Below are 19,008 nucleotides of genomic sequence, written 5' to 3' on the forward strand. Positions count from 1 at the left end.
GTCGTAGCTGCGCACGGAGCTGCGGCCGGGGGTGCGGTCGCCGCCCCGGACAGAGCCGTGACCGCGAGTGCGGTCACGGGCCCGGCCGCGGGCGCCGTCGCGGGCCCGGATCAGAGCGCGGTCGTAGCCCGGCAAAGCCCTACGCCCGCAGGCACGGGCGCAGACCCAGCCCCCACCTCGCCCCCGCTCCCGCTCCCGCAAGAAGACCCCACCGCCCCCGCCGCCCCCGCCCAGAACCCCCCACCCTCCCCTCCCCCACCCCCCGTCCACCGGGCCGGCGGCAACCTGCCCCGGGGTTTCCTCGGCCGGGCCGCGCTGGTGACGGGGGTGCTGTCGGTGGCCGGGGCGTTGCTGGGGCTGGTGCGGGACCAGGCGCTGGCGCGGCTGTTCGGGGCCGGGAGCGAGACCGACGCCTTCCTGGTGGCGTGGACCGTCCCGGAGTTCGGGGCGACGCTGCTGATCGAGGACGGGCTGGCCATCGCGCTGATCCCGGCGTTCAGCCTGGCGCTCGCCCGGCGGGCCCGGGGGGCCGCGGGCGACGACCCGGTGCGCGAGCTGGTCGCCGTCACACTGCCCCGTCTGTCGCTGGCCTTCGTCGCGGTCGGCGCGCTGCTCGTGGCCGCCGCCCCGCTGGTCGTGGCGCTGCTCGCGCCCGGCCTGTCCGACCCGGCTCTCGCCGTGGACTGCACCCGGCTCACCGCGACCTGCGTGCTCGGCTTCGGTCTCGCCGGGTACTGCAGCGCGGCCCTGCGAGCCCACCACCGCTATCTCGCTCCGGCGGCCGTCTACGTGGCGTACAACACCGGCATCATCGGGGTGATGCTCGCTCTCGGCGAGCGGTGGGGCGTGCGGGCGGCGGCCGTCGGGGTGGCGGTGGGCGGCTGCCTGATGGTGGCGGTGCAACTGCCGGACCTGGTGCGTCAGTTGCGCAAGGGCGTCACGCGGGCCGCCGGGACGGTCGCGGGCGATGCCGGGCCCTCGATGGGGCTGGGACTGCTCCTCGCGGTCCTGCTGTTCGCGCTGTGCCGCCAGTCCCAGGTCCTGGTGGAGCGCTTCCTCGGCTCGTCGCTGCCCGCCGGTGCGATCTCGCACCTGAACTACGCCCAGAAGGTGGCCCAGGTCCCCATGACCTGGTCGCTCATGCTGGTCACGGTCACCTTCCCGGTGGTCGCCCGGGCGCTGGCCGACGGGGACACGGAGCGGGCGCGGGCGCGGGCGGAGCGCGATCTGGCGCTGGCCGCGGCCGTGGTGCTGCTGGGGACCGCCACCGTCGTCGCCTGCGCCCCGCAGATCGTCGGACTGCTCTTCCAGCGCGGGGCGTTCACCGCCAGCGACACCGCGGCCACGGCGGGCGTACTGCGGGTGTACGCGCTCGGGCTGCTCGCGCAGACCCTGGTCGGCGCGCTGATCCGCTCCTACTTCTCGGCGGGCCGGGCCACCTGGTACCCGCTCGGCGCGATGGCCGTGGGGCTGGCGGTCACCGCCGGGGCCGGTGCCTGGGCGGTGGGCCCCTGGGGGGTGGCGGGGATCGCCGCCGCCAACGCCGCCGGGATCACCGTCACCGCGGCGCTGCTGCTGCGGGGGCTCGGGCCGCGGGGCATCCCGGTGCACACGCGCCGGGTCGTGGCCCGGCTCGTCCGGCCGGTGGCCGCCGCGGTGGCCGCCGCGGCGGCGGGCGGGCCGGCCGCCCATCGGTTCGAGGCGCCCCTCCCCGCGCTCGCCGCCGGAGTCGTCACCGTGGCCGCCGTGTTCCTGCTGTGCGGCCGGGTCCTGGGCGACCCGGGCTGCGTCACCGTCTGTTCCGCCGCCCGCGCCCTCGTGCAGCGCGCGGCCCGCATTCGACCCCTCACCCTCACCCGAAGGTTCCGCCATGGCCGCACCCGCACCCGCACCCGTTGACCGCCCCGCCCACGCCGTCCGCCCGGCGGGAGGCGTGCCGTGGGTGGCGATGTACCACTCCGTCGGCGACTGCTCCGACGATCCGTACCGCGTCACCGTCACGCCGGAGCGGCTGGCCGGCCAGCTGGCCTGGCTGCGGCGGCGCGGGCTGCGGGGCGTGTCCGTGGGCGAACTGCTCGCCGCCCGCGCGCGGGGCGGGGGCCGCGACCTGGTGGGCCTCACCTTCGACGACGGGTACGCCGACTTCCTCACCGGCGCCCTGCCGGTCCTCACCGCGCATGGCTGCACCGCCACCCTGTTCGTGCTGCCGGGCCGGCTCGGCAGCACGAACGCCTGGGACCCGCTCGGCCCGCGCAAGCCGCTGCTGAGCGCCGACGGCATCCGCCGGGCCGCCGCCGCGGGCGTCGAGATCGGCTCGCACGGGCTGACCCACATCGACCTGACCCGGGCCGACGACCCGACGCTCGCGGCCGAGACGGCCGGCAGCAGGGCGCTGCTGTCGGGGCTGACGGGCGCACCCGTGGACGGCTTCTGCTACCCGTACGGCACCCTCGACCGCCGCACCGTGGACGCGGTGCGGGACGCCGGGTACGCCTACGCCTGCGCCATCGACCCCGGAGCGCTCACCGGCCCGCACGCCCTGCCCCGCGTCCACGTCGGCCAGCGGGACACGCCCGTGCGGCTGTTCCTGAAGTACCGGCTGCACCGGTTGCGCCGCCGTCCGGTGGAGGGCGTGCGGTGAGGGCGCTGCACGTCATCACCGGCCTCGGCGTGGGCGGCGCCGAGCAGCAACTGCGGCTGCTGCTGCGGCATCTGCCGGCCGACTGCGACGTGGTGACCCTGACGAACCCGGGCAGTGTGGCCGAGGGTCTGGCGGCCGACGGGGTGCGGGTCACCCACCTGGGGATGGCCGGCAACCGGGACCTGGGCGCGCTGCCCCGGCTGGTGCGGCTGATCCGCGCGGGCGGCTACGACCTCGTGCACACCCACCTCTACCGGGCCTGCCTGTACGGCAGGATCGCGGCGCGGCTGGCGGGGGTGCGGGCGGTCGTCGCCACCGAACACTCCCTCGGCGACACGCAGATGGAGGGCCGCCCGCTCACGCCGGGCGTGCGCGCCCTGTACCTGGCCGGGGAGCGGCTGGGCCGCACCACCGTCGCCGTGTCCGCCACCGTTGCCGCCCGGCTCGAACGCTGGGGGGTGCCGCCGTCGCGGATCGTGGTCGTCCCCAACGGTGTGGACCTGGACCGCTTCCGCTTCGACGCGGACCGCCGCGCGCGCACCCGGCGCCGACTCGGGCTGCCGGACGGGGCGTTCGTCGTCGGGGGCGTCGGCCGGCTCGTGACGGGCAAGCGCTTCGACGTCCTGATCCGCGCGCTGGCCCTGCTGCCCGCCGACACGTGGCTGCTGCTGGCGGGCGGCGGGCGGCAGGAGAGCGCGCTGCGGGCCGTGGCGCGGGAGGCCGGGGTGGCGGGCCGGGTCCTGTTCACCGGCGAACGCCCCGGCGAGCCCGACGGCACGGCGGGACCGGACCTGCCGTCGCTGGCCTGCGCGATGGACGTGCTCGCCTCGCCGTCCCCGCAGGAGGCGTTCGGGCTGGCGATCGTGGAGGCTCTGGCGTGCGGCCTGCCGGTGCTGTACGCCTGCTGCCCGGCGCTCGAGGACCTGCCCGCGTCCGCCGCGCCGTCCGCCCGCCGGGTCGACGGCGGGCCCGAGGCGTTCGCGCGGGCTCTGGCCCGGGCGCGGGAGGACGCCCCGCCGTCCCGGGAGGCGCCCGGGGCCGCCCGGCACTACTGCGTCACCCGCACCGCGGGCCTGCTCGCGGACGTCTACGCGGCCGCCCTGACGGGTGCCGCCCCACCGCCGTCGCCCCCACCGCCGTCGCCCCCACCGCCGTCGCCCCCACCGCGGTCGCCCGCGTCCCCACCGCCGTCGCCCGCGTCCCCACCTTCGCCGTCGCCGTCCCCGTCACCCGAGGGAGTCAGTTCCGCATGACCGAGAACCCCGCCGGGCGGCGCCGCCCGGCCGCCGCCCTGTCCCGCCTCCGGGCCCTGCCGCCCTGGTCGCTGCCCGCGGCCGGTGTCCTCGCCGGGGCCGTGCTCGGCACCACCTACGGGCTGGTCGCCACGCCCGCCTACACGGCTACCAGCTATGTCGTGGCGGTGCCGAAGGAGAACTCCGACCCGGGCACCGCGCTCGGGTTCGCCCAGGCGTACGGCCGGGTCGCGGGCCAGCTCGCGGTGCTCGGCGACGCGCAGGTGTCGGCGGGCGTGCCGGTGCGCACCCTGCGGGAGAACGTCCGCACGGCGACCTCGCCGGACGCGCCCATGGTGTCGGTGACGGCGACCTCGTCCCGCCCGGACGTGGCCGCCGACATGGCCAACGCCGTCTCGCGCGCGCTGACCCGGCACGCGGCGGGCGCCGAGCAGGCCACCCGCGTGGAGCTGCGGCAGTTCGCCCGCGCCACCGAGCCCACCGAGCCGTCGTCGGCGCCGTGGACGGTGACCGGGGCGGTCGGGGCAAGCGCCGGGGGCCTGCTGGGCGGGCTGGCGCTGCTGGCGCGGCCCCGGCGGGCGGTGCCGGAACCGGCGCCGGCGGCGTCGGTGCCGGCCCCGGCGCCCGCCGCGGACGTGCACGGGCAGCTGTGACGTACACCGTCGAACGGGTCACCGACGCGGGCGCGTTCGCCGCCCTGGGCGAGGACTGGAGCCGGCTGTACCGGCGGTGCGGGACAGCCACGCCGTTCCAGAGCCACGCCTGGCTGTCCTCCTGGTGGCACACCTACGGCAGCCCGGGCGGCCTGCGGCTGCTGCTGGTGCGCGCAGGCGGTGAACTCGTCGCGGCGGCACCGCTGATGCGGGTGCGGCGGCCGTGGCCGGCGCTGGTGACGCTGGGCGGCGCCGTCTCCGACTACGGCGACGTGCTGCTGGACGACGCGCACGGCCGAGCGGCGGTGGACGCGCTCACCGGCGCGCTGGCCGCCGCCGCCCGCACGGCCCTGATCGACCTGCGGGAGGTGCGCCCCGGGGCCGCCGCCGAGCGGGTCCTCGCCCGCTGGCGCGGGCCCCGGCACCGGCTGGACGACTCGCTGTGCCTGGAGCTGCCCGCCGTGCCGATGGCCGAGCTGGTCGCCCGGCTGCCGTCGGCGAAGTCGCAGCAGCGGGTGCGGGCCAAGCTCCGCAGGCTGGACCGGCTGGGCGTCCAGCGGCACGTGGTCCCGCCGGACGGGGTGGACGCGGCGCTGGCCCGGCTGCTGGAGCTGCACCGGCTCCAGTGGGCGGGCCGGCGGATCACCCCGGAGCACCTGCGCCCGCGTTTCCGCGCCCACCTGGCGGGCGCCGTCGGCCCGATGGTGCGGGCCGGGGACGCGGTGGTCACCGAGTTCCGGCTGGCCGGGGAGGTGGTCGCCGTGGACGTGACGCTGATGTCGCCGCAGGTCGCGGGCGGCTACCTGTACGGCGCGCATCCGCGGCTGCGGGAGCTGCGGGCGGACGTGGCGGTGATGCTGCTCGACGCGTGCACCACGCACACCAAGGACGGTGCCCACGCCACGCTGAGCCTGCTGCGCGGCGACGAGCCGTACAAGCACCACTGGCGGCCCGAGCCGGTGGTGAACGGCCGGCTGCTTCTCGCCCGGCGGAGCACCGCGCCGCTGCTGGCGGCGGCGCTGGCGGACGCGGCGGCCCGGCGCCGGGGCCGGGAGCTGCTGCGCCGGCGGGGACGCGACGCGGGCGGCGGGCCCTGACCGGGCCCGCCGCCCCGCCGGGCGTCCGGGCCGGTGACGGCCGTCCAGCCGCGTGCCGTGGGCGGCTAGCGGGTGCGCGACCACCAGTCGAGGCGCAGGCACAGCCGTCCGCCGATCCAGTACTCGACCCACTGCCCGAGGTCCAGGGGCGTGCAGTCGAAGGGTGCCGGGGGGACGGTGCCGGACACGGCCTGCTGAGGGTCGGCCGCCGGAGTGCCGGCCGCCGGGGCGGAGCCGCGGCCGGACAGCACGGACCGGTAGACGGCGGAGGACTCGGGATTGTGGCCGCACTGCCACACGCCGTGCGGGCAGTAGTCGGTGAGCGTGTTGTACAAGGGTCTGTGCTCGTCCATCCAGTCGAGCATGCCCTTCATGTACGCGGTGTTGTCACCGTTGCGGAAAAGGCCCCATTCGGGATAGGAAATGGGTTTGCCGTGCTCCTTCGCGAACTCCACGTGGTGCCGCAGTCCGTAGGGTTCCTCCACCTGTTCGTCGAACGGCATTCCGCGCGGCTGGTCGTAGGCGTCCATTCCGATGATGTCGACGGTGTCGTCACCCGGATAGCACTCGGTCCACGGGACGGCGTCCCGGCCGCGGCTCGGGGTGAAATCGAACCGGAATTCCTGGCCCGGCACCGAACGCATGGCGGTGACGATCCTGTTCCAGTACGTCTTCCAGGCCTCGGGGTCCGGCCCGCACCGGTGGGTGTACGTGATGCCGTTCATCTCCCAGCCGAGCACCAGCACCGTGTCCGGCACGCCGAGGTGGACCAGCCGCTCGGCGAGTGCGCGGAAGTGATGGTCGTAGCGGCCGGCGGCGCCCTCCCGCAGCAGCCTGCGCACCTCGTCGTCGCCGAGCCCCTCCTCGTTGCGCTCCAGCATGGGCACGTTGAGGACGAGCATCCGGTCGTCGGCGCCGCGCCGCCAGTTCGCCCACACGTCGAGGAAGCCGGGGCGTCCCTCGATGTTGCTCCAGCGGTCCCCGGGCAGGTAGGTGTGGCCGACGCGCAGCTGGGCGCCGCCCAGCCACTGGCTGAGCTCGGCCATGCGGGTCACGCCGCGAGGGCCGTAGTCGAGGTAGGCGCCGAAGGCGGGGGCGCTCTCCTCGGGCGCCGCGGCCGGCGGGGTCGCCGTGGCGCCGGGGGCCGTGGCGCCGGGGGCCGGGGCCGAGGGGCCCGGGGCGCGCGGGCCGTCGTCCGTCCCTGCGCCGGCGGCGAAACCGGGACCGGCTGCCAGGGTGGCCGCCGCGGTCACGGCCGCGGCGACACATGCCAGACGCCGCCGCAGCCGGGACCGTCGCTGCTGTGGGGCCATTCCTGCTCCTTGGGTTCGTCGTTGCGGTGCTGCTTCGTACGCCGTGCGCCGGATTCTGTGTCCCTCCTTTTCTACTGCCGTGCCGACCGCCGTACTGACACCCAGTCACATGACAAGCCATCACGCCACCGCCGCTACGGCTTTCGAGTGCCGCAGTCGCCCGCACCGGTGACCGAATCGAAGGAATGAACCCGTGTCCCTGCTCGATGTCCGTGTCCCCGCCGTTCTGCTGCGGATCGACCGGAATCCCTTTCACCACGGAACGCTGGGCGCATTGCGGTCGCTCGGCCGGGCGGGCGTGGAGGTGCACGTGGTCGCCGATTGCGGGCGCAGCCCGGTCGGCGCGTCCCGCTTCGTGACGGCGCTGCACACCCCTCCCCCGCCCGGGTCGGGCGCGGCCGAGGTGACGGCGGTCCTGCTGCGGGTGGCCGCGCGGATCGCGCGGCCCGCCGTGCTGATCCCGATGGACGACGCGGGGGCGCTCGCGGTGGGCCGCGGCCGCCGGGAGCTGGCGCCGGCCTATCTGCTGCCCGAACTGTCCGGGGCGCTGCCCGAGCAGGTCGCCGACAAGGCCGGACTGGCCCGGCTGTGCGCCACGCTCGACGTCCCGCACCCGCTGACGCTCACCCCGGACAGCGCGGACGAGGCCGCCGCGGCGGCCTGGCGGCTGGGGCTTCCGGTGGTGGCGAAGTGGAGCAGGCCCTGGCTGCTGCCGCCGGGCAGCGGGCTGCGCAGCACGGTGCTGGTGCGCAGCGCCAGGGAGGCGCGGGAGCTGTACGCGCGGCGTGAGGAGGCGGGCAGCACGCTGCTGTTGCAGGCATTCCTGCCGCCTGGCCCGGACCGGGACTGGTTCTTCCACGGGTACGCCGACCGCGTGGGCGGCGTGCGGGCGGGCGGTACGGGGCTGAAGCTGCGTTCGAGGCCGCGCGGGGCGGGGCTCACCGCGGTCGGCCGCTGGGCGCCGAACCCGCAGGTGCGGACGCTGGCGGAGCGGCTCACCGTCGAACTGGGCTATCGCGGCATCCTCGACCTGGACTTCCGCCGGTGCGCGGACACCGGCGACTACCACCTGCTCGACTTCAACCCGCGTCCGGGGGCGCAGTTCCGGCTGTTCACCGACACGGCCGGGCTGGACGTGGTCCGGGCGCAGCACCTGGACCTGACGCACCGTCCGCTGGCGGCGGGCGCGCCGGTGCCGGGGCGGGCGTTCGTGGTGGAGAACTACGCGCCGCTCGGCGCGCTGCGGCGGACGCCGGGCGGGCGGGAGCTCGCCTGGTACGCGCGCGACGACCGGGCGCCGGGGCGGGCGATGTGGGGCCTGTGGGGCCGGCACGTGGCGGGACGGCTGCTGGAGCGCCTGCGCCGGCCGGGCGGCCGCCGGGCCGAACCGCAGCCGGGGGCGCGGGTGGTGCGTCAGGGCGCGGCGCCGTCACCGGAGGGCGCGGGGTGCGTCGACGACGAGCGGGCGGGCAGCCGCTGACACGCGCGAGCCCCCGTCCCCGGGCACGCGCGGCGGCGGGTGCCCGGGGACGGGGGCGGCTGTGACGTCGGGGTCAGCGGCGGGAAGCCGCGCGGGACCGACGGTAGAGGACGGCGCCGCCCGCGATGAGCGCGAGGCTCGCGGCCGCGGCGCCGGCCATGTTCTCGCTGCCGGTCTCCGGCAGGCTGGGCGGGGTCGTCGGCGGCGTGGTGGGAGGCGTCGTCGTCGGCGGCGTCGTCGGCGGCGTCGTGGGAGGCGTCGTCGTCGGCGGCGTGGTGGGGGGCGGCGTCGTGGGAGGCGGCGTCGTCGGCGGCGGCGTCGTCGGCGGCGTCGTGGGAGGCGGGGTGGTGGGCGGGGTCTCACCGTAGCCGGGGGGCTCCGGCGGCGTCTCACCGTAACCGGGGGGCTCCTCCGGCGGGGTCTCACCGTAACCGGGCGGCTCCTCCGGCGGCGTCTCACCGTAGCCGGGCGGCTCCTCCGGCGGCGTCTCACCGTAACCGGACGGCTCCTCGTTGGCACAGGAGTTGCCGAAGGCGGGGTTGAGCGCGCCGCCGGCGTTCACCGAGTTGCCGCAGACGTTGACCGGCACGTCGACAGGTACCTGGACGTTGTTGCCGGAGCCCACACCGGGCGAGCCCTCGGTGTGCCCGTCGGCGGAGGCGCCGCCGCCGGAGCCGTACCCCTCGTCACCGCCCCGCCCGTCCCCGTCGTTGCCGGAGTCGCCGTCCGGGCCGTTGCCGGAGTCCGCGACCGGGCCGTTGCCGGAGTCGTGGTGGTTGCCGGGAGCATCGTGGTCCGGCCTGTCGTTGTCCTTGCGGTGTTCCGTGTGGTGTTCCGACACGTTGGCGCACTTGTTGCCGAACGCCGGGTTCAGAGCAGCGATCACGTCGACCGTGTTGCCGCAGACGTTGACCGGGACGTGCACCGGGGCCTGGATGCTGTTGCCGGACACGACGCCCGGCGAGCCCTGTGCGGCGCTTTCCGCCTGCGCTTCGGCGAGGGCGGTGCCGCCGCACAGGGACAGAATGCCCGTCGCGGCGGCCGCCGCGACCATTCCCTTACTCAGGGTCTGTCGCATTGTCGTTGTCTTCCTGCTTGAAGAATGGTGGGAGAAGGGGTACGGCCGACCCGGGAACGATCACTGTTCACCGGGCCGGCCGTGGTGCGCGGCCGTGACGGCCGACCGGGACTTCGTCAGTCGTTCACGCACACGTTGCCGAAGGCCGGGTTCAGCCCGCCGGGCGTATTGATCGTGTTGCCGCACAGGTTGACCGGGATGTTGACCGGGACCTGGATCACGTTGCCGGAGAGGACACCGGGGGAGCCGATCGCGGCACCCTGGGCACCCGAGTCGGCAAAGGCCGGGGAGGCCATGCCGAGGGCCACGAGTGCGCCTGCGACGACAGCAGCGCTCTTCTTCATGAAGTTTCCCTTCTCTGCGGTCATGCCCGAGTGACGGCCGAAACCGAGCGAGCGACTGTACGGCTCGCACCATGACCTGCAGCCTGCAAACGAGGAATTGACGCGCGAAGCAACCACGGAACGGGCAACACCGGGGAATTCACCCGGATGCTCCGCATCACGTCAACGACATACCTCCGGGCGGGCGTTTTGTGACCCGTGCCGGTCGGCCGAACGCGTGCGGCCGGGGGTCCGTCTCCGTGAACGGGAACGAACCGCCCGGGCCGCGTGCGATACGAGTCAGTCCTCGACGTTGGCCGAGAGGACCGACAGGTCCTCCAGGATGTGCGACAGGGCGCCGTCGCCCTTGGTCTGGGTGGAGTTGTCGGCGCACTGCTGGTTGAGCTCGTCCGACAGGATCGGCACGTCCTGGATCGCCGGGACGGCGGCGGCGGAGGCGATGTTGACGTCCTCGACACCCAGGCACGGCTTGTTCAGCGAGCCGTCGACCAGCGAGAGCTGCGGGCTCATGTCACCCTCGGTCGACGAGTTGCCGAACGCCGAGGAGGCGCCGTTGCCGTTGGCGACGTTGGGGCCGGAGTCGTCACCGATGGCCAGCGCCGTGGGAGCGGCCGCCACCGACATACCGATGACCGCCGCGGCGACCATAGCCTTCTTGAGCACTTCGCGTTCCTTTCCTCGTAGCGACGCATGTCGTAGCGACGCAAGTCCTACGGCCTCATCAACCGGCGCCACGCTTTTTGGTTGCGGGCGTTCACCCGGTTGGCCCGCATGACTTTCCCGGGACCTGGGAAATAGGGGACTCCCGCCCCGCCCGGCCCATTTCTCATATGGGCCGACAACACGCATCCGTTGTCGGCCGTCGGGGTGAACGGGAGAAACCCTTACCGGTGCGGGCAGTTGACCAGGTCGCCTCGGTGGACGGGGTTTCGTCAGAAAGGACTTGGCCAGTGATCAAGAAGGTTATTGCCGCTGCGGCGATCGCCGCCTCCGCCATGGGCACCAGCGTCGCCATGGCACCGCAGGCGCTGGCGATCGGGGACGACTCCGGTCCCACCATCGCCAACGGCAACGCCGCGGTGCAGAACTACGGCAACTCTGCCACCTACGGCAACATGAGCCCGCAGATGGCGCTGATCCAGGGCTCGTTCAACAAGCCGTGCATCGCCGTGGACGACGTCCCCGTCGCCCTGCTCGGCGCCACTCCGCTGCAGGGTCTCAACATCCTGTCGGACGAGTCGAACCAGCAGTGCACCGAGAACTCCACGCAGGCCAAGCGCGACGGCGCGCTGTCCCACCTGCTGGAGGACGTGTCGATCCTGTCGGCCAACGGCGAGAGCTGAGACGGACGTTCACGCGTCCGCGCGGCGCGGGCGAGGGCGGGGTCACCGGGAGTGCCGGTGGCCCCGCCCTCGTCGTGTGTCCGCGTGGTGGGTCGGCGTGCGGAACGCCCTGTGCGCCGGTGCGCCGGCTCAGGCGTAGAGCGTGTCTATCTCCGCCGCGAACGCCTCCTGCGCCGCCTGCCGTTTGACCTTCAGGGAGGGGGTCAGCAGTCCGTTCTCCTCGGTGAACTCGCCCTCCACCACCGTGAAGGCGCGGATCGACTCGGCGCGGGAGACGGCCTCGTTGGCGTAGTCGACGGCCTTCTGCACGTCGGCCAGCATCCGGGGGTCCCGGATCACCTCGGACAGGGGGGTGCCGGCGGGCATCCCGCGCACGGACAGCCAGTGGGCGACCGTCTCCGGGTCCAGGGTGATCAGCGCGCCGACGAAGGGCCGGTTGTCACCGACGACGAGGCACTGGCCGACGGGCGGGCGGCTGCGCAGCCGGTCCTCCAGGACGGCCGGGGAGACGTTCTTGCCCCCGGTGGTGACGAGGATGTCCTTCTTGCGTCCGGTGATGGTGAGGTACCCGTCGGCGTCGAGGGATCCGAGGTCGCCGGTGGTGAACCAGCCGTCGGACAGCACCTGTCGACTGGCATCGGGGTTGTTCCAGTAGGAGCCGAAGACGATGCCGCCCCTGATGTGGACCTCGCCGTCGTCGGCGATGCGCACGGCGGTGCCGGGCACCGGCAGGCCGACCGTGCCGGGGCGCGGGCCGAGCGGCGGGACGACGGTGGCGGCGGCGGTGGTCTCGGTGAGGCCGTAGCCCTCGTAGATGAGAATGCCGGCGGCGTAGAAGAAGAGGTTGAGGTCGCGTTCCAGCGGGGAGCCGCCGCTGATGGCGTAGCGCAGGCGGCCGCCGAGTTCCTTGCGGACGCGGCGGTAGACCAGCAGGTCGTAGAGCGCCCAGGCGGCGTACAGGCCGGGGCCCGGGCCCCTGCCGCGGCCGAGGAACCGGTCGAGGTGCGCGGCGCCGAAGCGGACGGCGAGGCGGTGGGCGCGTTCGAAGGAGGCGCCGCGGCCGATCTTCTCGGCGGTGGCGCGGCCGGTGTCGTGGATCTTCTCGAAGAGGTAGGGCACGCCGACGAGGAAGGTCGGGCGGAACGCCATGAGGGCGGGCCGCAGTTCGTCCGGCTTGATGCTCGGGAAGTGGCCGACCTCGATGCGGGCCGAAAGACAGGCGATCTGGAGCGTGCGGCCGAGAATGTGGGCGAGCGGGAGGAACAGCAGCGTCGAGGCGACCTGGTCGGTGACCTCCTTGAAGATGGGGTGCAGCAGCTCGACCGTGTTGGCGGCCTCGGCGTGCAGGTTGGCGTGGGTGAGGACGCAGCCCTTGGGGCGGCCGGTGGTCCCGGAGGTGTAGCAGATCGTCGCGACACTGTCCGGAGTGAGGGCGGTGCGCCTCCCGGTGACCTCCTCGTCGGGCACGTCCCGGCCGAGGGCGCTGAGCCGGTCGAGGGCTCCGGCGTCGATCTCCCAGAGGCGAGGGCGTTCGGGGTGGGCCGCCGTGGCGGTGGTGACGGTGGCGGTGTTCTCCGGGGTCTCGGTGACGACGTGGCGGGCGCCGGAGTCGCGGACGATCCATTCCACCTGGTCCGCGGAGGAGGTGGCGTACACGGGCACGGTGACGCCGCCCGCGGACCAGACGGCGAAGTCCAGGACCGACCACTCGTAGCGGGTGCGGGACATCACCGCGACCCGGTCCCCCGGCCGGAGACCGGCCGCGATCAGGCCCTTGGCCACGGCGGTGACCTCCTGCGCGAAGGCCGCCGCCGTGACCGGGTGCCAGGTGCCCTGCCGTTCGCGGCGCAGTACGACGGCGTCCGGCGCCTCCGCGGCGTTGGTGAACGGGATGTCGGCGGTGCTGCCGGTGGCCGGCCGCGGGGCCAGGGGCGCCGCGCGGACCTCGCGGACGACGCCGTGGCCGTCCGCGACGGTCTCGATGCCGACGCGGGCCGTGAGGCCGGTGCGTCGTTTGGCTCGTTTCAGGTCCCTGCGTACGCCCATGGCGGCTCCCGGTCGCGGCTGGAGGCTGTCGTGCTGGTGCTGCCGTGCTCCTGAGGTCTTACTTACTCCAGAGTAAACTTACCTGGGCGTAGGGATCAGTCAACGGCCGGGCACCGCGCGTGGGCACCGCCGGGCGGCCGGCTCAGGTCAGCCGGTCCGCCGGGCGGCCGGCTCAGGTCAGCCGGTCCGCCGTGCGGATCGCCTCCGCCAGGTCGCGGACGGCGTCGTCCTCGGTCCGCGCCGCCAGGTCGCCGGCGCGTTCGGCGAGCCGGCCCAGGCCGGGGGCGCCCGGCAGGGCCCCGGGACGCTCGTCGCGGGAGCGCAGCGCGTCCGCGAAGTAGGCGGCGGTCGCGGTGACGGTCAGGCCGGGGTCCGCGCGCCAGACGGAGCCGCCGAGGGCGTCCGCCTCCAGGTCGCCGGTCTCCTCGTGCGGGGCCCGGCTGTCGGGGTCGAGCCAGCGGACGGTGGCCGTGGCGAGGTGGCCCTCGGCACCGGGCCGGGTGCGCACCGCGTACAGGGCGGTGACGGTGTGGCCGGGGCCGACCTCGCCGCCGTCGACCCGGTCGTCGCGGAAGTCCTCGTCGGCGACCCGGCGGTTGTCGTAGCCGACGAGCCGGAACTCGGCGACCGTCTCCGGGTCGAAGGCGACCTGGGCCTTGGCGTCCCGGGCGGTCAGCTCGATGTTGCGCGGGAGGTCCTCGCAGAACACCCTGCGCGCCTCCTTCTCGTCGGAGACGTAGACGGTGTGGCCGTCACCCTTGTCCGCGAGACGCTCCATCAGCGCGTCGCCGTAGTCGCTGCCCACGCCGACACCGAACAGGGTGATGCCGTGCTCGCGGCGGGAGTCGGAGATGCGTTCCAGGATGGCGTCGGCGTCCGTCTCCCCGGTGTTGGCGAGCGCGTCGGAGACCAGCACGACCCGGTTGGTGGCGCCCTTGCGGAGCCCCTCGACGGCGGTCGCGTAGCCGGTCTCGACGCCCGCGCCCAGATTGGTGGACTGCGCGGGCCGCAGACCGGCGACGGCGTCGTGGACCCGGCCGCGGTGGCCGCCGAGACGGGTCATGGGCAGCACGGTCTCGGCCTCGTCGCTGAAGGTCACGACGGCCACCGCGTCGTCGTCGCGCAGCCGGTCCGTCATGGTGGCCAGCGCGCTGCGGGCGAGGTCCAGGCGGCCGGGTTCGGCCATCGAACCGGAGACGTCGACGACGAAGGTGAGGGAGGCGGGCGGCCGGTCGCCGGAGTCCTCGGCGGTCCGGGTGGCCAGGCCGACCCGGACCAGGGACCAGTCCTTCTCGGGCGTGCGGGCGCCGTCGACCGTGACCGAGAAGCCGTCCCCGTCGGGGCGTTCGTAGCCCTGGCGGAAACTGTTGACGAACTCCTCGGGCCGCACCGTCGACGGGTGGGGCAGCCGGCCGTCGGCCAGGGTGCGGCGGGCGTAGCCGTAGGAGGCGGTGTCGACGTCGAGGGCGAAGGTGGAGAGATGGCCGGGGTCCGGCTCGGGAGCGACGTCGCCCTCGCTCTCCCCCCGCCGTTCGCCGCCCCGGGGGGCGTCGGGCGCGGGCAGCGGTGCCGTGCGGTCGCCCCCTCGCTCGTAGGAGGAGTCCGTCGTCCGCCGCCCGGAGTCGTCCCCGGCGGAGCACCCGGTGAGCAGCAGGCCGCCCGCCGCCGTGAGGGCGGCCAGCGCGCCGCCCCACCTCCGCCTGCCGTACCCCCGTGCCGTCCGTGCCCCGTGCCGCTTCATCGTCCGTGTCCCCTCTGCCGGTTGACGTCGACTTCCTGCGACTGTGACGGCGGAACGGGCCGGAACGTGCGGTACGGGGGATTGCAGATGCGTCTCGAAGAGGGCACGGAACCCGCCCGCCGAGACCGGTAGGTGACCCTCCGTTGACCTCGGCGGACGGACCGGGGGCGGATAGGGCCTCTCGTTCGGCTCATGCCGGGCTCGCGGGCCCCGGCACCGCGCCGCGCCGCGTTGTCGTCGGTTGGCAGGGCCCCGCCCTGCCGCCCTCCTCCGCCTTGCGACGCTCCCCACTGCCCGAACGGCGTGGGAGGTACCCCCATCACCGGACCCCGCTCCCTGATCCGGCCTGATCCGAACGAAAGACCCTAGCTAGGAGACGACGTCCTTGCGGGTGAAGTGCCGGAAGGCCAGCGCGAACAGCACCAGCGCGTACGTGACGGAGACGGAGGCGCCCTGGATCATGCCGGACCACTCGGGGGTGGGCTGGACGGCGTCCGCCCAGGCGAACTGCCAGTGCGCGGGCAGGAAGTTGCGCCAGTCGCCGAGCGCCGTCACCGCGTCCAGCACGTTGCCGACGATGGTCAGGCCGACCGCGCCGCCCACCGCGCCCAGCGGCGCGTCGGTGCGGGTCGACAGCCAGAACGCGAGCCCGGCGGTCACCAGGTTGGAGACGAACAGGTACGCCACGACGACCACGAGCCGCTGGGCGGCCGTGCCGGGGTCCAGGGAGCCGCCGGTGGGGATCTGCAGCGGCCCCCAGCCGTAGGCGGCGGTGCCGACGGCGAGGGCCACCACCGGCAGCAGCACCGTCGCGGCCAGGCTCAGCCCGAGTCCGACGGCCAGCTTCGACCACAGCAGCCGCATCCGGGGCACGGGGGCGGCGAGCAGGTAGCGCAGCGACGACCAGCCCGCCTCGGAGGCGACGGTGTCCCCGCAGAACAGGGCGACGGGGATGACGAGGAGGAACCCGGCCGACACGAACAGGTTCACGGCGGCGAAGTTGGCACCGGACGCGGTGGCCGTGTCCATCAGGGTCACCCGGCCGTCCCGGCCCTCCGGCTCGCCGCCGATGGCGAAGGCGACGACCAGGACGAACGGCAGGGCGGCGAGGATCGCTCCCATGACCAGCGTGCGGCGGCGCTTGACCTGCCGGACGAGTTCCACGCGCAGCGGCAGGGTGTGGCCGGCGCGGTAGCCGTCGGCGACGGCGGTGGCGGGCCCGGGGGCCGTGTCCCGCCCGTCGCGCTCGTCCCGCTCGGTGAGCGTGCTCATGCGGAACCTCCGATCAGGGTGAGGAAGGCGTCCTCCAGGCGGCGGTGCGGGCCCACCGACTGCACCGGCACGTCCAGCCGTACGAGGTCGGCGACCAGGCGGGCGGCGGTGCCGTCCGCGTCCAGCCGTACCAGCAGCCCGTCGTCGGCGCGCACGGCCGAGGCGACGCCCGGCAGTGCGGCCACCTTCTCGGCGAGCGGCTCGTCGACGGGGGCGCCGGTGCCGACGAGCAGGGTGTCGCCGGTGCCGACGATCTCGTGCACCGGGCCCGCCTGGACGAGCCGGCCCCGGTCCATGACGACGAGGTGGGTGCAGGACTGCTCGACCTCGGCGAGGAGGTGGCTGGAGACGATCACGGTGCGTCCGTCGGCCGCGTAGCGGATCATCACTTCCCGCATCTCGCGGATCTGGGGCGGGTCCAGGCCGTTGGTCGGCTCGTCCAGGATCAGCAGGTCGGGCAGGCCGAGCATGGCCTGCGCGATGGCGAGGCGCTGGCGCATGCCCTGGGAGTAGGTGCGCACCGCGCGGGAGAGGGCGTCGCCGAGACCCGCGATGCGCAGGGCCTCGTCGAGGTGGGCGTCCTCGGCCGGGCGGCCGGTGGCCCGCCAGTACAGTTCCAGGTTCTCCCGCCCGGACAGGTGCGGCAGGAAGCCCGCGCCCTCCACGAAGGCCCCGACCCGGGACAGCACCGGCGCGCCGGGCCGCACGGTGTGGCCGAAGACCCGGATCTCGCCCTCGTCGGGTGTGATCAGGCCCATCAGCATGCGCAACGTGGTGGTCTTGCCGGCGCCGTTCGGGCCGAGCAGGCCGAGGACCTGGCCGCGTTCGACGCGGAAGGACAGGTCCCGCACGGCGTACCGGTCGGCGGAGCGGGCGTAGCGCTTGCTCAGTCCGGTGATCTCCAGTGGCAGGCCGGCCCGTTCGGGGTCGGGCGCCGGGGCGGTGGTGCGGCGGCGGCCGGTGAGGACCAGGACCAGGGCGGCGACGGCTCCGGCGAGCGGCAGCCACCACACCCAGGCGGGCAGCGGGGCCGCCGCGGTGGTCACGGCGGGCGCGGTGGGCACCGTCAGGTGGCCCTCGATGCCGACGGTGTGGGTGGCGGGGGCGGCCGGGGAGGCGTAGCCGAGGTCGGTCGAGGCGATGACCAGGCGGAGGCGGTGGCCCTTGCGCACCTCGTGGTCGACGGCGGGCAGCGTGATCGTGACGTCCTGGCCCGCCTTGGCGTTCTCGACCCGCAGCGGGGTGACGAGCTGGGAGGGCAGCACCTGCTGCCGGCCGTCGGGTCCGACGTCGTAGAGCTTGCCGAACAGCACCGCGTCGTCGCTGGTCGAGGTGACACGCGCGGTGATCTGCGGGGAACCGGTGATGCGCAGATCGCGGTTCAGGGGCTCCGACTGGAAGCGGGCGTGCTGGCCGGGGAAGTCCAGCGAGACGCCGACGCCGAGCGAGGACAGCTGGGAGAGGCCGCCGCCGGCGCCGGAGAGGCCCGGGAGGGCGGACACGGCGGGTGGGTTGGCCCCCGCCGGGTTGTCGAAGCGCTGCTGGAATCCGGTGAGGCGGACGGTCTCCGGTCCGCTGCTCAGGCCGGGGTACCGGTCGGCGCTCGCGCCGCGGAGCGTGGCCCGCCCGTCGGTGGAGTCGACGCCGCCGGTACGGCTGACGCGGAACGCGGGGCCGGTGCCGGTGTTCCGGTCGCCCTTGAGGTGGCGGTCGAACCAGGCCCGTACGCGCCGCTGGACGCGGTCGGTCTCGGGGTCGCCGCCGTCGTGGCCGCCCGCGATCCAGTCGACCTCCACCGGGGCGCCGTTGGCGCGGATGGCGCGCGCGGCGGCGTCGGCGTGGCCGAGCGGGAACAGCGAGTCGGACTGACCCTGCACGAGGAGCGCGGGCACACCGATGCGGTCGGCGACGGCGGACGGCGAGCGTTCCTCCAGCAGGGCGCGGGCCTCGGCGTCCGGCACACCGGACTCGGCGACCCGCTCGTACATCGCGCACAGCGCGGGCTCGAACCGGTCGCAGCCGCCGCCGGAGTTGACGAAGATGCCGGCCCACAGCTTCTTGAACACGCCATTCGGGAACAGCGCGTCGGCGAGGTCGAAGTAGGTGATGGCCGGGGCGATCGCGTCGACCCGGTCGTCGTGTCCGGCGGTGAGCAGGGCGATGGCACCGCCGTAGGAGCCGCCGGCCATGCCGACGCGCGGGTCGCCGTCCTTGTCGAGCTGGATCTCGGGCCGGCCGGCCAGCCAGTCGAGCAGCCGGGAGACGTCGGCGACCTCGCCCTCGGGGTCGTTCAGCCCGATCTTCCCGGTGGACTTCCCGAAGCCGCGCGCGGACCAGGTGAGGACCGCGTACCCGTCCCGGGCGAGGTCCTCGGCCTGCTGCCGCACGTCCTCCTTGCTGCCGCCGAAGCCGTGCCCGAGCAGGACGGCGGGACGGCGGCCCTCCGGGCCGGAGGTGAAGTAAGAGGTGTCGATGCGCACCCCGTCGCCCGTGGTCAGGGCCCGGTCCTCGCGCACCACCTCGGCCGGTGCGTCCTCCGAGGCGACGGCGGTCCAGGTGCCGGCGCCGGCGAGCACGACGACGGCCGCCGTCGCGGCGGCCCACCTTCGGCGGCGCCCGCCGCCTCGTGCACGGGCCCGCAGCCGGATCTTTCGGAGGTCCATCCTGGAACCATAAAGGAGGCCGCCGCGCACTCCGGCGGCCCACAGGGGGATCCCGGCGCCCACCCCCGGTCGTACACCGGCGGG

15 protein-coding genes are annotated in these 19,008 nt (G+C 74.9%); 7 read left to right on the top strand and 8 right to left on the bottom strand.

The features are described from left to right. Positions 1-57: 57 nt before the first annotated feature. The 5 genes from murJ to ACIRPP_RS27070 are packed head-to-tail and all read left to right on the top strand — an operon-like array spanning position 58 to position 5,644. Complete coding sequence (murJ, locus tag ACIRPP_RS27050; RefSeq protein WP_403647872.1) at positions 58-1,899, top strand: murein biosynthesis integral membrane protein MurJ; 1,842 nt, start codon at positions 58-60, stop codon at positions 1,897-1,899. After that, positions 1,871-2,641, top strand: a complete 771-nt coding sequence (locus ACIRPP_RS27055; RefSeq protein WP_403647875.1) for a polysaccharide deacetylase family protein — start codon at positions 1,871-1,873, stop codon at positions 2,639-2,641. The genes murJ and ACIRPP_RS27055 overlap by 29 nt, the downstream gene beginning before the upstream one ends. Continuing rightward, positions 2,638-3,894 carry a glycosyltransferase gene (locus ACIRPP_RS27060; protein ID WP_403647878.1) on the top strand — a complete coding sequence of 419 codons (1,257 nt, stop codon included), beginning with the start codon at positions 2,638-2,640 and terminating at the stop codon, positions 3,892-3,894. The genes ACIRPP_RS27055 and ACIRPP_RS27060 overlap by 4 nt, the downstream gene beginning before the upstream one ends. Then, positions 3,891-4,547, top strand: a complete 657-nt coding sequence (locus ACIRPP_RS27065; protein WP_403647881.1) for a lipopolysaccharide biosynthesis protein — start codon at positions 3,891-3,893, stop codon at positions 4,545-4,547. The genes ACIRPP_RS27060 and ACIRPP_RS27065 overlap by 4 nt, the downstream gene beginning before the upstream one ends. Beyond that, entirely contained in the window at positions 4,544-5,644 is a 1,101-nt protein-coding gene (locus ACIRPP_RS27070; RefSeq protein ID WP_403647884.1) for a GNAT family N-acetyltransferase, read from the top strand. Before ACIRPP_RS27065 ends, ACIRPP_RS27070 begins: the two co-directional genes overlap by 4 nt. A gap of 65 nt (positions 5,645-5,709) precedes the next feature. Here the strand turns inward: ACIRPP_RS27070 and ACIRPP_RS27075 are convergent, their stop codons facing one another. Further along, a complete protein-coding gene (locus ACIRPP_RS27075; protein WP_403647888.1) occupies positions 5,710-6,957 on the bottom strand; it encodes a glycoside hydrolase family 26 protein in 1,248 nt (415 codons plus the stop codon). Positions 6,958-7,150: 193 nt separating this feature from the next. On the opposite strand from ACIRPP_RS27075, the gene ACIRPP_RS27080 reads away from it, so the two are divergent. Next, positions 7,151-8,437 (top strand): ATP-grasp domain-containing protein, encoded by a 1,287-nt coding sequence (locus tag ACIRPP_RS27080; RefSeq protein ID WP_403647891.1) that lies wholly within the window; start codon positions 7,151-7,153, stop codon positions 8,435-8,437. A 73-nt stretch (positions 8,438-8,510) separates the two neighbouring features. Here the strand turns inward: ACIRPP_RS27080 and ACIRPP_RS27085 are convergent, their stop codons facing one another. The 3 genes from ACIRPP_RS27085 to ACIRPP_RS27095 form a co-directional block, all read right to left on the bottom strand. Continuing rightward, positions 8,511-9,491: a chaplin family protein gene (locus tag ACIRPP_RS27085; RefSeq protein ID WP_403647950.1), complete on the bottom strand. Its 981-nt coding sequence runs from the start codon at positions 9,489-9,491 to the stop codon at positions 8,511-8,513. Positions 9,492-9,631: 140 nt separating this feature from the next. Then, positions 9,632-9,859 (bottom strand): chaplin, encoded by a 228-nt coding sequence (locus tag ACIRPP_RS27090; RefSeq protein WP_403647894.1) that lies wholly within the window; start codon positions 9,857-9,859, stop codon positions 9,632-9,634. 279 nt (positions 9,860-10,138) lie between these two features. Continuing rightward, complete coding sequence (locus ACIRPP_RS27095; RefSeq protein WP_403647897.1) at positions 10,139-10,522, bottom strand: rodlin; 384 nt, start codon at positions 10,520-10,522, stop codon at positions 10,139-10,141. Between the two features lie 287 nt (positions 10,523-10,809). On the opposite strand from ACIRPP_RS27095, the gene ACIRPP_RS27100 reads away from it, so the two are divergent. Further along, positions 10,810-11,202, top strand: coding sequence for a rodlin (locus tag ACIRPP_RS27100; RefSeq protein WP_403647900.1), 393 nt, complete (start codon positions 10,810-10,812; stop codon positions 11,200-11,202). Positions 11,203-11,331: 129 nt separating this feature from the next. On the opposite strand, the gene ACIRPP_RS27105 is transcribed toward ACIRPP_RS27100, so the two are convergent. The 4 genes from ACIRPP_RS27105 to ACIRPP_RS27120 form a co-directional block, all read right to left on the bottom strand. After that, complete coding sequence (locus tag ACIRPP_RS27105; protein WP_403647903.1) at positions 11,332-13,248, bottom strand: AMP-dependent synthetase/ligase; 1,917 nt, start codon at positions 13,246-13,248, stop codon at positions 11,332-11,334. A 172-nt stretch (positions 13,249-13,420) separates the two neighbouring features. Further along, positions 13,421-14,989: a von Willebrand factor type A domain-containing protein gene (locus ACIRPP_RS27110; protein WP_403647906.1), complete on the bottom strand. Its 1,569-nt coding sequence runs from the start codon at positions 14,987-14,989 to the stop codon at positions 13,421-13,423. A gap of 369 nt (positions 14,990-15,358) precedes the next feature. Then, entirely contained in the window at positions 15,359-16,261 is a 903-nt protein-coding gene (locus tag ACIRPP_RS27115; RefSeq protein WP_403647909.1) for an ABC transporter permease, read from the bottom strand. Next, a complete protein-coding gene (locus ACIRPP_RS27120) occupies positions 16,258-18,924 on the bottom strand; it encodes an alpha/beta fold hydrolase (RefSeq protein WP_403647911.1) in 2,667 nt (888 codons plus the stop codon). The genes ACIRPP_RS27115 and ACIRPP_RS27120 overlap by 4 nt, the downstream gene beginning before the upstream one ends. Positions 18,925-19,008: the final 84 nt, after the last annotated feature.

The sequence above is a fragment of the Streptomyces sp. NPDC101219 genome (assembly GCF_044767675.1).
Lineage (GTDB): Bacteria > Actinomycetota > Actinomycetes > Streptomycetales > Streptomycetaceae > Streptomyces.

What these genes read in the sequence shown, in the direction of transcription:
- ACIRPP_RS27055 (WP_403647875.1), top strand. Translation starts at nt 1,871, where the DNA reads ATGGCCGCACCCGCACCCGCACCCGTTGACCGCCCCGCCCACGCCGTC.
- ACIRPP_RS27065 (WP_403647881.1), top strand. Translation starts at nt 3,891, where the DNA reads ATGACCGAGAACCCCGCCGGGCGGCGCCGCCCGGCCGCCGCCCTGTCC.
- ACIRPP_RS27075 (WP_403647888.1), bottom strand. Translation starts at nt 6,957, where the DNA reads ATGGCCCCACAGCAGCGACGGTCCCGGCTGCGGCGGCGTCTGGCATGT.
- ACIRPP_RS27085 (WP_403647950.1), bottom strand. Translation starts at nt 9,491, where the DNA reads ATGGTCGCGGCGGCCGCCGCGACGGGCATTCTGTCCCTGTGCGGCGGC.
- ACIRPP_RS27090 (WP_403647894.1), bottom strand. Translation starts at nt 9,859, where the DNA reads ATGAAGAAGAGCGCTGCTGTCGTCGCAGGCGCACTCGTGGCCCTCGGC.
- ACIRPP_RS27105 (WP_403647903.1), bottom strand. Translation starts at nt 13,248, where the DNA reads ATGGGCGTACGCAGGGACCTGAAACGAGCCAAACGACGCACCGGCCTC.
- ACIRPP_RS27110 (WP_403647906.1), bottom strand. Translation starts at nt 14,989, where the DNA reads ATGAAGCGGCACGGGGCACGGACGGCACGGGGGTACGGCAGGCGGAGG.
- ACIRPP_RS27115 (WP_403647909.1), bottom strand. Translation starts at nt 16,261, where the DNA reads ATGAGCACGCTCACCGAGCGGGACGAGCGCGACGGGCGGGACACGGCC.
- ACIRPP_RS27120 (WP_403647911.1), bottom strand. Translation starts at nt 18,924, where the DNA reads ATGGACCTCCGAAAGATCCGGCTGCGGGCCCGTGCACGAGGCGGCGGG.